Source organism: Paenibacillus vietnamensis (assembly GCF_020169515.1).
Taxonomy (GTDB): domain Bacteria; phylum Bacillota; class Bacilli; order Paenibacillales; family Paenibacillaceae; genus Pristimantibacillus; species Pristimantibacillus vietnamensis.
Genome location: NZ_JAHMHW010000008.1, coordinates 200,318 through 214,743, shown reverse-complemented (window position 1 = coordinate 214,743; position 14,426 = coordinate 200,318). Strand labels below are relative to the sequence as shown.

The window sequence follows — 14,426 nt, the reverse complement described above, 5'->3', positions numbered from 1 at the left end:
TGTGCTTAAGGCAGCTTGATGAGCCCTGATGGGGTATACGTTATAGCCCGCGCGCCATTCTCCGTAATGGCGTAAGTATTCTCAATGCCTACCACGCCCTGTCCGGGGAAGGTAAATTTCGGTTCCACGGCAATGACCATTCCCTGCTCGAGAGGAAGATCGAAGCCCTTGGCCAATACCGGCCATTCATCGATCTCAAGTCCGACACCGTGCCCCAAAAAACGGGCCTGGTCTGCGCCGAAGCCCATGAAATGATCGGTTAGCCTCTCAGCAGCGCATCTCTCCAGCGCAGCTTCGTACAGCTTTGAGCATGGAGTGCCGGGCTGCATCCCGGCCTCTGCGTCACGGAGAATGCTCTCGGACACCTCGTAAGCTCTCAGCAGCGGCTCGGGCAGCGTCCCAATAACGGCCGTCCGGGTCTGGTCGATGACATAACCGTCGATGCAGCAGCCGATATCGAGCAAGATCGGCACATTTCGAGCAATGGCCGTTCTGCTTGCGCTTTGCGGTGAAGCGGCGCTCAAGCCAAGCCCCCCGGCGGGCCCGTCAAAATAAGTCGGGTATGCCGCCGCTGCCCCCGAAATGACCATTCCTGTGGCGATTTCCTGATTGTAGCCGCGCAGCCGCATCATCCCGATATGGCCGCGCACACGAAGCTCGTATTCCACGCGTGCGATCCAGTCGAGCTCCCTGATTCCCTCGCGCAATTCCGGGAGCGCCGCCTCCAGCGCTTCCGCTGCAGCCTTTGCAGCCGCATCGATCCGCTCCAGCTCCCACGCGGATTTAATCATCCGCAGCCTGCGTATATGCTCCGAGCCGTCGATTAGCCGTATGGAAGCCGCCCCGGAAAGCAGCTCGGCCAGCTTCAAATAGGTCTGCGCAGGAAGAACGTCCAGATCGGCTGCGATTAGCCGCCCCTCTCCCTCGCCCGTAAGTAACGGATAATCTTTCACCAAAGCCTGGCCAAAATGTCTGAAAGAGCCCAGCTCCTTCACCCGGATAGGCGTTTCCAGCTTTGCGCGGCTGACGCTTCGACGAACGTAAAAAGCGGCCTCGCCGGAGCGAGGCACGAACAAATAGCCATTTTGCATAGAACCGCTAAAATAATAAAGGTTAACGTTTTGAGTAATGAGAAATGCATTTATGTTCGCCGTCTGCATCGCTTGCTGCAGGCGTCCGATCCGCTGCCGGATGAGCTCGGCGGGAATATCCTGTCTAATATCCATAGCGCTTCTAATCAACTCCTATATAAAATCCCTCCCTTTATTAGACCAATTATCCAATTTTCCGTCAACCCGCTGTAAGCTCCGCCGCCCCCTTTATTTTCCATTCAATCGGATCCAGCACGCCGAAGGCGCGCGGATACGACAGCTTTGCAATTATGACTACTCCGGGACGCTTCAGCGTCACTTCATATTGATATTCCGCATTCCGGTACGTATACGGAAAACCGCGGTCCGCATTAATGACTTCGAACGTAACGACCTCTACCGGCTGTTTCAGAAAAGTATCCGGCAGAGGAACGCCGTCTCCATCCAGCATCAAATTAGCCTGCAGGTAACGGTTAGCCTCCTGCGCCGCCGCAGAGGAGTCGATTTGCAGCACCCCGTCGGCAAGGCTGACCGGATCAAGCTGCTGTGCGGCCGCATGCGCAGCCCGGTTCACCGCGTACTTCCCCTGATACAAGGTATGCATGGCCAGCTCCTCTTCCACCTGAAGCAAATGAAGGGAAAGCCATACCGATATCATCAGTACAAAAAGCAGCAGCTTATACAAAGGATCGACCGCCTTCCGCGTTTATGGCACATATTCGCTCATCTTCATTCCGAAGGCGCTCATCCGCTCGTCAGGCCCCGGCGGCGTCAAGCCGATCAGCCGGTCGATTTCGAACAAGCCTTCGAAAGGGTAGCTCATCCTTAGCATGATGCCCGTCCCCCTTGAGACAGGGGCACCGGGATCGGTCGCGGAGGCGCCGCTGGTCGTCGCGATCTCGAAGGCCACGGCTTCCGGCCGCATCCCGAAACGCTCCAGTCTCTCCCGTGACTGCTGCTGCATGCCGGCGCTTATATACCCGTAGCTGCCGCTGGCTCCAATTTCAAGCAAGTAATTCACTTCCTGCTGCAGCACGGCCTGCCTGACGATAAGCACATGCTTGTAGATCGGAGAGAACATCAGCCAGCACAGCAGCGCGGCGAACAGCACAAAAACCAAAATCTGCTTCATGGGCTCATGCCTCTTATATGCGTGCTGACGGAGCCGCCTGCCCCGTTAATTTGCCGTTTCATTCCGTCCTCTCCTTCCGCAACCGATCCATAGATAACGATTACGGTAATGAGCAGCAGCATCGCCGTCAGTATCGCCCGCATCGATCTGCCCCCTCCTCTTTCCATCCCGGGCAGCACGCCCGCTATGGAAGCAATTGATTGATTCTCGTATTAGCCGACGTCCCCTGCGATTCGATCTGGCTTCTCGTCCCCGTCGTATCCTGGGCAATGATCGTATTGAACAAGACGATAACGACAACAAGCATCATGACGGTCATCAGTATATTGCGCATGCAAGCACCTCCTCTCGGGTAAAGTCCGGCTTTCTATTGCAGCGATTGGAACAGCTTCTGCCCTTCCCGAACCCATGGATAAATGAACACCTGAAACGTGTACAATATCGGGATGCCCGCAATGACAAACAAAAAGTAAGAAGTGGATTCCTTGCGGCTTTCCTTGGCCAAATCGATCTTTTCCTTGTAGTCCGTTATCCTGGCCCGAAGAAGCTCGTAATACTGCCGGCTCTCATGCAGACGCAGCGCGTCGAGCGTTTCGACGAAGCTTAGCGCTTCGTCGGTTCCAAGCCTCAGCTTAAAGCGCTGCAGAGCTTCGCCCGCATCGTGGTACCATTCGGCAAGAAGCCGCTCCAAATCGTACCTCATCGTGCGCGTGAACGGAACGCATCTGATCAGCTTGGCGTGAATATGCAAAGAAGAATCGGATAAATAAAGCAGCTGATTGCTGACTGCGAATATTTCCTTCGTGATTTGGAGCGACCTCATTTTGCTTACCGCCCGCAGCCAAGTCAGGTCGATGTACAGCATCAAAAAAACAAGTGCCAGGCCGGGCACCAAATACGAAACGGGAATCAGCGCATTTATACGATCAGACATCAAACTAACGAAAATAACCGCCATAAGGATACCCGTCAATAGAAGCCGTCTGGCCATGACGTACCAGGCCGCATCGCCCGTAATGCCGCAGCTCGCAAGCAGCAACTCCCGCTCCTGAAAGGGCGGACCGTCCCGCTTCACCCGAAGCAGACGAAGCCACCTTTCGGGCGCCTTTCCCGTTCTCCAGTTCAGAAAGGCCAAATGCTTCCATCTTGCCGTTCTCCTGGGCAGCAGCTGCAGCAGGACATAGATCGCTGCCGCCGCGAATACGTATTGAGCGATGAGAAAGCCCGCTTCGATCACCTTTCCTGTCCATCCGTCCACGCTACCAAGCTCCCCTCACATTTTTTTGCGGGACAGCCACAGCCCCATTAGGAAAGAAGCGAAAATAAGCACCATCGCATTCAGCAGCATGTCCCGTCCCTGCGGGTCGATCACATAGTAATAGTAAGAATTATCCTTGTTATATTTCAGATTGATGCCGATATAGAGCGCCAAAAACAATATGGGCGAAAAGTTTGCTACACGGATTTCCAGCAGCCGGTTCCTTTCCTGCTCGTTCGCTCGCCTTGCCTTGCGCATATCCTGCAGCAGCTCCTTCAAGCCGTCCGTCACCGGCACCCCCTCTACAAGCGCAACCCTCAAAATATTAACGAAATAATCCGCCCATACATGCCCAAGCGATGCAGCCATCAGCCTAAGACTCGCTTCATCGTCGCCGCGCACGGACAAATTGCGGTACAGCTGCTCGAATACGCTTTGCATCGGCCCCAGCAGACGGCGCTCCTCGACCGTGCGCTGCAGGGCGATCCTCACCTGCCGTTCGCCGGTCACGACATAACATTGGTAGAACAGCTCGATCGCGGGCAAAAAATCCATTTGCGTCTGCATACGTCGATGAACAAGCATAGCTCTTAAGACCGTGTAAGGCATAGCGCCGAGGAGCAGGCCGAACAGCAGCGTTCCCTTTACGCTTTGGAAAAAAAGCCCGCCGGAGGCGACGCCGGCTAAGAGCAGCAATACGGACAGAACGACAAACGCGCCTGGTCTTATTTTAAGCTGCAGCGCCTCCATCAGCTCGGATAAGTGGAGATGCAGCCGCTCATTCCGTTTGAAGCGAAGCGCCAGCCGGTAGCGCCAGCCGCTCTTCGCGCGGTAGCTCAGCTTGCTGATGAGCCTCTGCTCGTTCGACCATATGTAAAACGCATGATAAAGGGAGATGGCAAGCAAACAGAACAGCAGGACGGCTGCGGCAGCCGCAGACAAATTACTCATCGGCTTCACCTGCTTTGATAAGTCTTGCCGCCGCGGCCGCGGACGGTGATGACGGGAACACCCAATCGTCCAGCCCTTCGTCGAATAAAGCCCAGTCTCTGACGACCGCCTGCCCCTCCTCCCACAGCAGCTCCCCGATCCGGCTGAGCACCCTTCTTCCGTTCAAATAGCGCATTTCCAGCCCGACTTCCGTTACATATTGAGTAATCCGCTTCGTCAGTCTTTCGGCATTCATTCCCCGCCCATCCAGCATACACATATCGGTTATCGCCTCGGGCACATCCTCCAGCCGGTTGGCGTGAACAGTCGTCATGCTGCCGGAATGGCCTCTCGTGCAGGCGCGAACGTAAATGTTGGCATCCACATCACGAATCTCGGCATGGATGATCCGCTGGGGTGACTGCCTTAATGCCAATTTGAAGGCTTGGTCCGACCGGTGCTGCGGGTCGTCCTCCTCGGTCTCGTATTCGACGACGTTCTTCCGCGGAAAATCGCGTCCAAGCATCATCTCGAACCGGCTCTCGATCGTGATGATCCGCTCCTCGTCCGGAAGCTCGGCGATGAAAGCTTTCATCAAATTGGTCTTGCCCGAGTTGGTAGGGCCGATGATGACGATATTGAATCTTGCGGCCAAAATCCTCTTTAGCAATGGCTGCAGCCGAGGATTAATCGTACGGTAAGCATCCGAGCAAAGCGTCTCCAGCTTGAAGCTGCGTACGGTATAAAAACGGATAGTCAGCGTCGGGCACGATGTAAAGCCAAAGCCGGTCATCGTCACGCGCGAGCCGTCGCGCAGCATCACCTCGGCCCAGCGCTTCCGCGGATTTATCCGGTCATTGTTGTAGAGAACCAAGTTCTGCTGGATTCTCTCCACCTCTCGGACGCTGCCGAAGCGGTATTCCGAGAGGGCGGTTACGCCGTCCTTCACGATAAAAATTTGTTCGCCGACGACCTGGATTTCCTCCAGCCCGTCCTTATCCGCCAGCACCAATTCAAGCACATTAAGCCCGATCACCTCCGCAAAAAGCGCCTCCGCCAGCGTCTGGTACGGATGCTGCCCGCTGGCCGCGCCGTGGATCCGCAGCCTGATGAGACGGTCCGTAATAACGGCGAGCACCTGCTCCCGCTCCTTCGCATAGCCCAGTACGGCCCGGTTCAAAGTCTCCCCGTATTGCCTGCGCTCTTCCTCGCCCAGCCCGTGCGGCGCGCTCAGGTAAGAACGAATGTCATCGGCAAGCCTGGCAAACTCCTCGCCTGCGGCTTCTGCCGGTTGTCCGGCCGCCACCCCTCCTCCAAGCGCCTGATCCGATTTCTTCATCCGCACCGCATACTCGGACGGAGAGAACCTGCTTTCCAGCAAGGTCATGAGCTCGTTCCGCTGCGGTGTGCCAGCAGCTTCCGGTACCAGGGCTGCACCGCCATGGCAACCGGCATGCTCCTGAGTCCATGCCGCTGCATAATCGCTTTGGCAGGCGCCCGCATCGCCTGCTTCCCTTCGTCGGTTGCCTTCAGCCACTCTCCATAGGTTCCGTTATCCAAATGGCTGAACAGCGTTTCGCTCAACCGGTATTTTCCAAGAGCTTCCATGCCTAATTCTTTGCAAATATGCTTCATGTGAAAACCTCCGTTTCTCCAAGGATTTCTGATCAAAAGTGCTGTGTAATCTTCTCTTGCGACACCGAATAAAGGCGATACCTGGCCGATCCACCGCTTCCCGTCCTCTCCAAAATGCGACAAAGCCGAGGTTGTGACCAGAACACGCGTGCTTGCGCGCCGGACGGAGCAAATGGTCGCCGCATTGTCCCAATAGGCTCCTAAATCCAAAACCACAAACGAAAAAGCTTCTCCGGCTACGTTAAGCAGGTGCTCCGCCTCCTCCGGAGTGAAAAATTCGGCCTGTTCCCTCATCAGATTGCCGAACAGCACTTGCAAATTCAGCTGGCCCTGCACCGGATGCGCGGCTCTGCGCAGCTTCTCCGGCGTCAGCGTATAAGAGCGAAGCTCCGGACGGAGCTTCTCCAGCGTAACGGACGGCTCATCAATCCCGATATAACGGTGGATCTTGGCGCTCTTCAGATTGAGGCAAAGGTATCCGACCGGCTTCCCCGTCGCCTCGGCAATCCGGAAAGCGGCGGCGAATGCGGCAGCCGTCGTACCGATATTGGGCGTCGTTCCGATAAAAGCGGCAATTGGCGCGGTTGCGGTTGCTCCGTTCACGGCTGTTCCGCCTCCGTTTCCCGTTGCAGGTTCAGCGATTCCGGACTGTAGGCAACGACCAGCTTCAGCTCTCCGCTCTTACACATGCTGTCGATTTGCAGCCACTGCGCTTCCGTCAAGTTCAAATTCAAATAATCGATCATCCCGTTGGCATCCCTTCTGGAGGCATACATTTGCTCCTTGTTGCCGTCGGCAAGCGATAGCAGATTCGGATTTTCAACATTGTCGATTTCCACATTTCCCGACGTTTTGACCGATGCAACGACAACGGCCTCCGCGAACAGCCGCTTGGAAGGAAGCTCTTCACCCGATGCATACAGCAGCACGCGGTCCCCAGCCCTGATGCCGTTGGAAATCGACCGGATATACTCCTTGGGGATTTGGAAGGTCGATTCGCTGCTTCTCGGCTGCAGCAGGTAACGGTCTACCTTCCAGGACAGGATAGGCTCGTCCTTGCCAAGCGGCATCATCGTCTCGAGCCCTTCGGCCTGCTCCTTCACTACGAGCATGTCATCTGCAAATGCGGCTTGCGGCACAAGCTTATAGGCGAGATCATCCTCCTTCAGCCGTTCACCGGCGGCAATAAACCGCTTCGGCACTAGAACCGCGACTGTTTCCTGCTGCTCGATATGGCTTCGCTGAAGCTTATACATTCCGTACACGAGACAACCGGACAATACGGCGGCCGTCAGGCTGATGTACATATTCCTTCGTCTGTTCATCTTCACTCCTCTCCGAGCACAAAAAAGAACGCATCCGGGGCCCGTCAGGCCTTGCCGTATGCGTTCTTCGCAAAGTCATGCTCTTATGATATGGTTTATATTGCTAATTGAGTATATAATAACAAATACTTCTTTCGATTGTCTATCCTTTTTTTCCATTTTCCTTCAATTTTCACTTGATCCCGACAAAAAAAGCCATTCGGCATAAGGCAGGCGCCTTCGTTCTGCCAAACAGCTATGCAAGAGCATGTTAAAATTTAAAAATCAATCAAGCCAACGCTAATCAGCAACGCGTCATCAACCTTGCGCATCGTCTCATCATCCAAATGCGTAATTTTGTCCGTGAGGCGCTGCTTGTCGATGGTCCGGATTTGTTCAAGCAGCACTACCGAATCGCGATCGAATCCATGGGCCGCCGCATCCATTTCCACATGCGTGGGCAGCTTCGCTTTCTGGATTTGAGCCGTGATGGCGGCCACAATGACCGTCGGACTGAAACGGTTGCCGATATCATTCTGAATGACCAGCACGGGGCGAACACCGCCCTGCTCCGATCCGACGACTGGTGATAAATCCGCAAAAAACACATCTCCGCGTTTTACGATCAAGCTCTACACCCCGCTAACGAGACGGCCTAACGTATGGTCTGCTTCTTCCTCCGCTTGAAAAGCTTCCGAGGCCATGTTCAGGTTGATTTTCGCCATTTCCATATACCCGCGCTGCATGGATTCCCGGATTTGACGTTTTTTGCGCTCCACCAAATACAGCTTCATGGCTTGCCGGATAAATTCACTTCGGTTGGAGTTCTCCTTGGCTACGATTCCGTCAACCTCCTCCAGCAAATGATCAGGCAGGCTAATCATGATCCTCTTGGTATTTTGTACATTGGCCACCGAACTCGCACCCCCAAAACTTTTCCAAAACCCTAATACACATTATGACATAATATTGCCGCCGCTATACTTCAACATATCTATGATTAACGTATATCAATTATGCTGTATGTTTTCATGTATAGCCTTACAGATGAACTGCCTTACTACATTCGTGATATTTAGCGAAAATCCTCTTCATTTACGAAAAAATGTAATTTGAAAAAATTACCTGTCAAACGGGAGCGATTTGCCGTGAATGCTTCAGGAAAGCGGGTTGTCAACGGCTGTCGCTTGCCCGCCTTTCATGTAGATGCGCGGGACGCGGGCGGCCAGCATACAAGTCAATTCATAATTAATCGTGCCGAGCTGACCGGCGACTTCATCGGCCGAAATGAGCGATGAGCCTTGCCGTCCGATCAGAACGACCTCTTCGCCCGCCTGGATCGGCGAACCGTCGCCGCCTGCTTCGGCCGGATCCAGCGCGATCATGCATTGGTCCATGCAGATCGTGCCGCGGATCGGCGACTTAACGCCGCGCACCAGCCCGTTCGCTTTGCCGGTCAGCATGCGGCTGTAGCCGTCCGCATATCCGATTGGCAGTGTGCCGATTTTCTCCTCGCCGGACGTCACATAACGCGAGCCGTAGCTGATCCCCCAGCCTGGCGGCGCGGTTTTGACCATGACGACTTCCGTCTTCAGCGTCAGCACGGGCTCGAGCTCAATGCGCTTGCGGTTCACTTCCTCCGATGGGTACAAACCGTACATGCTGATGCCCAGGCGGAGCATTCCGCCTGCCCATTCGGGCGTATCGATACCTGCCGCGCTGTTCGCGGCGTGAATGATCGGAATCGGCAGCCGGTTCCGCTTCACGAAATCGACGACGCCTTGGAATCTTTCGTACTGCAGCTTCGTGTAGCTTTTGTCCGCTTCATCCGCACGGGCATAATGCGTAAACATGCCCTCAACCTCAAGCTGGGGCACGTTCAGCGCCTTCATGATAAATGCCTCCGCCTCGGCTTGACCGAGAACGCCCAGCCGGCCCATCCCTGAATCGATCTTGATATGGACCTTCAGCCTGCGGCCTTCCGGATCGACCGGGAGCGCAGCCGCCGCTTCAATTATATCTTCACGGAAAAGACTTACGGTCACATTGTTCTCCCTAGCGGCAGACAAGGCATCCGCAGCCACGAAACCGAGAACCAGAATCGGGGTTTGGATGCCTGCTTTCCTTAACTGCAGGGCCTCGTCTAAAAAAGCGACCCCCAAATAATCAACGCCGAAGCGTTCTGCCTCGCGGGCAATTTCCACGGCGCCGTGCCCGTAAGCATTCGCCTTGACCGAAGCCATAAGCTTGCAATCCTGCGGCATGGCGCTGCGAAAAGCCTTCAAGTTATGCTGCAAAGCATCTAACGAAATTTCTACCCTTGTCGGGCGATAAAACGAATCCAAGCCGTTCACCTTCTCCTTGTCTGGCAGCCATTGCAGTCCGAGCAGCAAACATCAATAGAAACAATGTTAAACGTTGCTGCTGAGACTGTCAATGAAACCAGAGTCGGAAATGGCTAGCACGTCTTGGAAATTCGCCGTCTTACCCGTTTTATTTTCCGATTTCGCCCTGAACCGATTGCGCTACCTTGAGCATTTCGGCTTCAGGCAGGTTATCGGTTGTCAAGCGGAACTGATGACCCTCGTACGTCCAAGTCAATGTCTGCTGGTCATCGCCGCCGCTGAGCATACCGATCGTAAAGCCCAAATCGTACATCGTGCCCTCGGTGAACGATGCCGCTACATCCTTAGGCTCCGTTTGGATCAGCGTGTAATTGTAATCGCCCGTATAGCGGATCATATGTCCCGGGTTGCCGCCGAATACGATGTCGACCAGGTCCTGCTGCACCACGCCTTCAGGCGTATAAGACGGCTCCATCACAGTAAAGTCTGCGGCCGAACCCTCTCCGGCGCCTGTAGGAGCCTCGCCGTTCGTGTCCGTACCGGTATTCTCATCTGTACCTTTGTCCACTTGATCGTCGCCGTCTGCAGTCGCGTCGTCTCCAGGTGCTGCTGCATCATCTCCAGGTGCCGCTGCATCGTCGCCAGGTGCTGCCGCATCATCTCCAGGCGCCGCTGCATCGTCGCCAGGAGCTACCGCGTCATCGCCAGGAGCAGCTGCGTTGTCACCCGCATCGTTGGCTGCGTCATCGCCATCTTGCTCCGGCACCGCTATCGTCGGCTCATCCTGCGTCTGGCTGGACGGCTCTGCTTTCATGTTCGCTTCGGTCTCGAACACCGCTTTTTCGAATTTCGGCCCGAATTCGAAGTTATCAAATTTTACCTCGACCATGACCGCCGCATTCGAATCGCTGACCTCTACCTTCACCGGCTTCAGCTCGGATTTATTCAGCCAAATTTTTTGACGGGCGAGCGAGCCGTTATTGTAGTTCGCCATTACGTCGAATACATATGCATCCTCATCCACGACGAATTGGCGGGAATTGTCCACCAGTATGCTTTGGACGAGCGTTTGGTACAAATAGACCTGGCCTTGATTTTGCGGCCAATCGCTCTGGAAGCGGAACACTTTATTGAGCTTCGGTGTAAGAACGAATACGCCGTCATCATTGCGCAGCACGATTTGCGTAATGTCCTTCTCCTCGTTCGTCAGCTTGATCCTGTAATACTGAGGCTTCTGATAGGACACCTCCACCTTGTATTCAAGCGGCTGCTGACCGGTACGAAGCGTCATCGTCCCGCTGCCCTTATAGCTCTCCATGTTGGAGACATGCTTGTCGAGATCCTTAACCACGGACTCGGCGTCCTTCGTACCGCAAGCGGCGAGCACTAACGAAAAGCATAATAAAACAGCCGCGGTCCATGTAATGCGACGCATGTAATCATCCCCTCTGCACAATGTTTTTTACTTGATAACATGTCTATGAGGGGACTTGACCAAATATGCGGACTGGCATGAGCTTGGCTAAATTAATAATCGCAGGCTTAGCGGGCCTGCGGCACCTCGAAGCTGACCGTCGTGCCTCTGCCTGCCTCGCTTTCGATCGTAAGCCCCTTGCCGTATAACGAAATCAGCCGCCGGTGGATGTTGATAAAGCCGACTCCGGTACGGCTATCGCCTTCCTTCAGCAGTGACTCAAGCAGCTCAGGTCGCATGCCCGCCCCGTCGTCCGACACTGTGACGAGAAGACCGCCTCCTGCCTGCCGTACGCTCAGCTTGACGCTGCCTCCCGCTGTCTTCTGCATGACGCCGTGCCGGACCGCGTTCTCTACGATCGGCTGAATGCAAAGCGGCGGAATCGGGCACCGCAGTTCCTCGTCCAGCTCATACTCCATGCGAAGCCGCTTTCCGAAGCGCGCCTGCTCGAGCGCAACATAGGAGCGCACCAGCTCAAGCTCCTTCCCCAGCATGACGACCTGATCGCGGCTCTGGAAGTCGAAGCTGCTGCGGAGATAGCCGCTGAGCTCCAGCAACAGCTCCGTCGCTTTGTCCGGATCCGTAGGACAAACCGAAATAATCGTATTCAAAGCATTATACAAAAAATGCGGTTTAATCTGCGCCTGCAGGAAAGCCAGCTCCGAGCGGATCGCCTTCTTCACAAGCTGCCTCAGCTCCAGCATCGTCCGGACGCGCGCCCGCAGTACAACGCCGTCGACCGGCTTCGTCAGGCAGTCGTTGACTCCCGCCGCAAAAGCGGCTTCGATATCCCCGGCCAGGCTTCTTGCCGTCAGCATCAGCACCGGCAGCTCCGACAGCGAATACCGCCCGCGGATGCTGCGGCACAGCTCGAGCCCCGACATGCCGGGCATCATCCAATCCGTGATGACCAGATCGATCTTATGCGGGCGCGCCAGTTCTGCCAGCGCTTCCGCGCCGCTGCCAGCCGCAATGACGGAGCAGCGCTCTATGGATAGCAGGTTGATCAGCACCTGCAAATTGACCGGATCGTCGTCGACGGCCAGCACGGTGAAGGTATGCGCGCCCGCAGGCAGACCGCTGCCTTCGGCTGGCAAAGCTGCGGCGATCTGCTTCCCTGCAGCAGCAGCCTCACCATGCATCTCCTCCGCCGCGGCAGCCGTCTGGCCCCTAGCGATTGCCTGTCCGCTCGCGGCCGGCAGCGTGAACCAGAAGACGGATCCGGCACCCGGCTCCGATTCGACCCCAATGCTGCCGCCGTTCAGCTCGATCAGCTTCTTCGTAATGCCCAGCCCGATGCCCGTTCCGGCGTAGCTCCCGTTGTTATCCTCGGCCGCAACCTGGTTAAACGGCAGGAAGATGTCGCGAAGCCGCTCTGCGGCGATGCCGATACCCGTATCGCGGACGCTTACTTTCACCATACCGTCGTCCAACTCCTCTGCGCCGATGCTGATTTCGCCCTGATGCGTGAATTTGACGGCATTGCCGAGCAGATTAAACAAAATTTGCCGAAGCCGGTCTTCATCCGTATCAAGCGGCGGGAGGTTGTCCGGCCAATTCTGCGTCAGCCGGACGCCTTTTTTGTCCGATAAATGCGAAATAACTTCCAGCACCGACCGGGCGGCTGCCGGCAGGTCCACGATCTGACGGTTCAGCCTCAATTCCCCTCCGCGCAGCTTGGAAAAATCCAACATGTCGTCGATCAGATAATTCAGCCGTTTACCGGTCGAAACGACCATGGCCAGCTGCCGCTTCTGATCCGGATTGGCCGGGCCCGCCACTCCGTTAAGCAGCGATTCCGCGATATTGACGATGCCGTGCAGCGGGGTTCTCAGCTCATGGGACGTATTCGCCATAAATTCGTCCTTCAGCTCGTTAAGAGCCTGGAGCCTGCAGGAGAGCTCCTCCACCTCGTCGAACGAACGCGAGAACCGTTTGGCGAGCATGACGACCTGAACGATTACGAACAGAAGCAGCTCAAGCGAGATAAAAAACTGATTTTCCAAAACGCCCAGCACGTGCATGGTGCTTACAACGATGTAAATGAAAATGCACGCCGCGGACATGACCAGAAACATCGAGTCGCGCGAGCGCCCAAGAAAGCTCTTGACGAGCGCCGTCAGCAGCACGCCGAAAATGAACATCGACATGGCAAACGGTACGACGAACCACCGGGAATACTGCAGGCTCGTTAACAAAACGGCCAATGAAAACGCTATGGCCGCTACGAGATTCGAAATGCGCCATATGGCCGGACGAATGGCATTCGGTACCATGACATGCACATACCGCAGCAGGAAAAAATATCCGGCGGTCGAGGAGAGCGCCTGCAGCTTCATGAGCAGCACGTAGCTCAGTCCGGGCAAAACGGCGAGCAGCAGCTTTTCTCCATGCGTCAACACGTACACCAGGACCGACAGGCAAAACAGCGCCAAATACAAGAGCGCCGGCTCCTTCCGCCTCGTATAGAACAGAAACATAAAAAAAACGATAAACATCGTAAAAGCCGTCACATTGACGATATCTCCGATAAGCGACCGGTCCCTGACCGCCTTGATCGAGGCCTCGTCGCCGAGCCAAATCGGATAAATGATGCCGCCCGAGGCGTAATTGAAATTCGCAGCCTGCACGACGACTTCCAGCTTCGAGGCGTTTACGGGAAAATAGCGCTCATACGGAGCATTGGACGATACAGTATCCGATGCGGACGTTCCCGGCATGCCGGCGCTCCCCGCTTCCACTCCGTTCAGCCATATCCGGTGAGCCATCCGGATATTCGTCACGCGTATCCCGAGAAGCCCGTCCCGCCGCCCGCCAAAATCGACAAGCAGCCGGTACGTTCCATAGCCGGAGCCCGCCGTCCTGCCCTGCTCCTTCATATAGGCATTCCACTGCCCAGGCACGGAAGGGAAGCCTGTCCGAACGGGCACGGCCCCGGCCTGCGACCCGTCAAATTGGCCGGGCTGCAGCAGCTGCCCCCGGTAAAACTCCCATTCCCCCTGTAGCGTAACGATGCCGTCTTCGCGGAACGACCAATCGGACAAGGACAGCCGTCCGGCGCTCGCTTCCGGAGACTGCCCGCTCTTTTCGTGATCATGAATATACCCGTATACGGGTAGCGCAATAATAGCCAGTAAAAATATCGCAATCGCGAAGTATTGCTTTCCCATCTGCAGCGGCCTCCTCATATCAGCCTGTTGTAGCCTTTAGCATGAAAAAGCTAACCGCTCTCAATGCTATGTATAAGGCTTTATTAT

The 14,426-nt window shown here is 55.5% G+C and carries 15 protein-coding genes; all 15 read right to left on the bottom strand.

The features are described 5' to 3' along the window. Positions 1-5 precede the first annotated feature (5 nt). Entirely contained in the window at positions 6-1,226 is a 1,221-nt protein-coding gene (locus KP806_RS17220; protein WP_224724952.1) for a M24 family metallopeptidase, read from the bottom strand. Between the two features lie 64 nt (positions 1,227-1,290). Next, positions 1,291-1,776, bottom strand: a complete 486-nt coding sequence (locus KP806_RS17215) for a hypothetical protein (protein ID WP_224724951.1) — start codon at positions 1,774-1,776, stop codon at positions 1,291-1,293. Positions 1,777-1,797: 21 nt separating this feature from the next. Further along, positions 1,798-2,223 carry a hypothetical protein gene (locus KP806_RS17210; protein ID WP_224724950.1) on the bottom strand — a complete coding sequence of 142 codons (426 nt, stop codon included), beginning with the start codon at positions 2,221-2,223 and terminating at the stop codon, positions 1,798-1,800. Beyond that, positions 2,220-2,366 (bottom strand): hypothetical protein, encoded by a 147-nt coding sequence (locus tag KP806_RS17205; RefSeq protein WP_224724949.1) that lies wholly within the window; start codon positions 2,364-2,366, stop codon positions 2,220-2,222. Before KP806_RS17205 ends, KP806_RS17210 begins: the two co-directional genes overlap by 4 nt. 41 nt (positions 2,367-2,407) lie before the next feature. Next, positions 2,408-2,557, bottom strand: a complete 150-nt coding sequence (locus tag KP806_RS17200; protein WP_224724948.1) for a hypothetical protein — start codon at positions 2,555-2,557, stop codon at positions 2,408-2,410. Between the two features lie 33 nt (positions 2,558-2,590). Beyond that, on the bottom strand, positions 2,591-3,481 hold the full coding sequence (locus KP806_RS17195) for a hypothetical protein (protein WP_224724947.1): 891 nt from the start codon (positions 3,479-3,481) through the stop codon (positions 2,591-2,593). A 15-nt stretch (positions 3,482-3,496) separates the two neighbouring features. Further along, entirely contained in the window at positions 3,497-4,432 is a 936-nt protein-coding gene (locus KP806_RS17190; protein ID WP_224724946.1) for a hypothetical protein, read from the bottom strand. After that, positions 4,425-5,798, bottom strand: a complete 1,374-nt coding sequence (locus tag KP806_RS17185; RefSeq protein WP_224724945.1) for an ATPase, T2SS/T4P/T4SS family — start codon at positions 5,796-5,798, stop codon at positions 4,425-4,427. The genes KP806_RS17190 and KP806_RS17185 overlap by 8 nt, the downstream gene beginning before the upstream one ends. Further along, complete coding sequence (locus KP806_RS17180; protein ID WP_224724944.1) at positions 5,795-6,649, bottom strand: P-loop NTPase family protein; 855 nt, start codon at positions 6,647-6,649, stop codon at positions 5,795-5,797. Before KP806_RS17180 ends, KP806_RS17185 begins: the two co-directional genes overlap by 4 nt. Further along, positions 6,646-7,371, bottom strand: a complete 726-nt coding sequence (locus KP806_RS17175) for an SAF domain-containing protein (protein ID WP_224724943.1) — start codon at positions 7,369-7,371, stop codon at positions 6,646-6,648. The genes KP806_RS17180 and KP806_RS17175 overlap by 4 nt, the downstream gene beginning before the upstream one ends. A 257-nt stretch (positions 7,372-7,628) precedes the next feature. Beyond that, complete coding sequence (locus tag KP806_RS17170) at positions 7,629-7,979, bottom strand: type II toxin-antitoxin system PemK/MazF family toxin (protein ID WP_028609438.1); 351 nt, start codon at positions 7,977-7,979, stop codon at positions 7,629-7,631. 3 nt (positions 7,980-7,982) lie between these two features. Next, a complete protein-coding gene (locus tag KP806_RS17165; RefSeq protein WP_028609437.1) occupies positions 7,983-8,264 on the bottom strand; it encodes a CopG family ribbon-helix-helix protein in 282 nt (93 codons plus the stop codon). A gap of 243 nt (positions 8,265-8,507) precedes the next feature. Continuing rightward, entirely contained in the window at positions 8,508-9,695 is a 1,188-nt protein-coding gene (gene alr, locus KP806_RS17160; protein WP_224724942.1) for an alanine racemase, read from the bottom strand. A gap of 148 nt (positions 9,696-9,843) precedes the next feature. Beyond that, on the bottom strand, positions 9,844-11,130 hold the full coding sequence (locus KP806_RS17155; protein WP_224724941.1) for an outer membrane lipoprotein-sorting protein: 1,287 nt from the start codon (positions 11,128-11,130) through the stop codon (positions 9,844-9,846). Positions 11,131-11,237: 107 nt separating this feature from the next. After that, positions 11,238-14,339, bottom strand: coding sequence for a hybrid sensor histidine kinase/response regulator (locus KP806_RS17150; RefSeq protein ID WP_224724940.1), 3,102 nt, complete (start codon positions 14,337-14,339; stop codon positions 11,238-11,240). Positions 14,340-14,426 lie beyond the last annotated feature (87 nt).

Excerpts from the sequence above, each read along its gene's own strand:
- KP806_RS17220 (WP_224724952.1), bottom strand. The coding sequence starts at position 1,226 with ATGGATATTAGACAGGATATTCCCGCCGAGCTCATCCGGCAGCGGATC.
- KP806_RS17200 (WP_224724948.1), bottom strand. The coding sequence starts at position 2,557 with ATGCGCAATATACTGATGACCGTCATGATGCTTGTTGTCGTTATCGTC.
- KP806_RS17210 (WP_224724950.1), bottom strand. The coding sequence starts at position 2,223 with ATGAAGCAGATTTTGGTTTTTGTGCTGTTCGCCGCGCTGCTGTGCTGG.
- KP806_RS17175 (WP_224724943.1), bottom strand. The coding sequence starts at position 7,371 with ATGAACAGACGAAGGAATATGTACATCAGCCTGACGGCCGCCGTATTG.
- KP806_RS17150 (WP_224724940.1), bottom strand. The coding sequence starts at position 14,339 with ATGGGAAAGCAATACTTCGCGATTGCGATATTTTTACTGGCTATTATT.
- KP806_RS17205 (WP_224724949.1), bottom strand. The coding sequence starts at position 2,366 with ATGCGGGCGATACTGACGGCGATGCTGCTGCTCATTACCGTAATCGTT.
- KP806_RS17185 (WP_224724945.1), bottom strand. The coding sequence starts at position 5,798 with ATGACCTTGCTGGAAAGCAGGTTCTCTCCGTCCGAGTATGCGGTGCGG.
- KP806_RS17190 (WP_224724946.1), bottom strand. The coding sequence starts at position 4,432 with ATGAGTAATTTGTCTGCGGCTGCCGCAGCCGTCCTGCTGTTCTGTTTG.
- KP806_RS17155 (WP_224724941.1), bottom strand. The coding sequence starts at position 11,130 with ATGCGTCGCATTACATGGACCGCGGCTGTTTTATTATGCTTTTCGTTA.